The organism is Bartonella sp. MR168JLCBS (assembly GCF_042194175.1).
Map to the genome: position 1 here is coordinate 1 of NZ_JBHIMP010000354.1, position 732 is coordinate 732.

The following is a 732-nucleotide window of genomic DNA, read 5'->3' on the forward strand; positions in this document are numbered from 1 at the left end:
GTTTTATCAGTTGAGTATCGTATTTCCAATAACTACGTTTGATGAGAATACCCCAAAGCAAGAGTGTGTTAACCCACCCAGAGGTAATTTCAGCAATGACAATGCCCCGTGCTGACAAAATTGGAAAGAGGATTAAGGCTAGGCTGATATTGATAAAAACGCAAATACCTGTGAAAATCATTGGTGTTTTTGTATCTTCATGGGCAAAGAAATTAGGAATAAAGACTTTGATCAGTACAAAAGCTGGAAGTCCTAGCCCATAAAGCCCAAGTAATTGTGCAACATGGTGTGTTGATTCACTGGTAAATTGTCCACGCTCAAAAAGTAAACTGACAATTGGGTGAGAGAGCAGCAGAAAAGCCACGGATGCAGGTAAAGTTAACAACAGGGTCAATTCAATAGAGCGGTTTTGCAAATCGTGGGTTTCTTTGTGGTTTTTACTGCGGAGGGCTCTTGTTAATTCTGGTAAAAGAACGGTTGCAACGGCAATTGCTATCACACCGAGTGGTAATTGGTAAAGACGATCGGCATACATCAAAGAGGATACAGCACCCGATTGGCTGGAAGCAATGTTGGTATTGATTAATAAATTGATTTGCGTAATCCCTCCTGTGATAGCAGCAGGGAATGCCAATGTTAAAAGCTTGCGAAAATTGGGGCTAAGATGGGGACGGCGGAGGAAAATTTTCATTCCACTTTGACGCAGAGCAACCGCGATGAAGGCGAGGTGGA

The 732-nt window shown here is 42.3% G+C and carries 1 protein-coding gene; it reads right to left on the reverse strand.

Features of this window, described 5'->3' with window-relative positions; genetic code table 11:
- On the reverse strand, window positions 1-732 hold a 732-nt coding region (gene murJ, locus ACFIK8_RS11365; RefSeq protein WP_375669488.1), incomplete at both ends, for a murein biosynthesis integral membrane protein MurJ.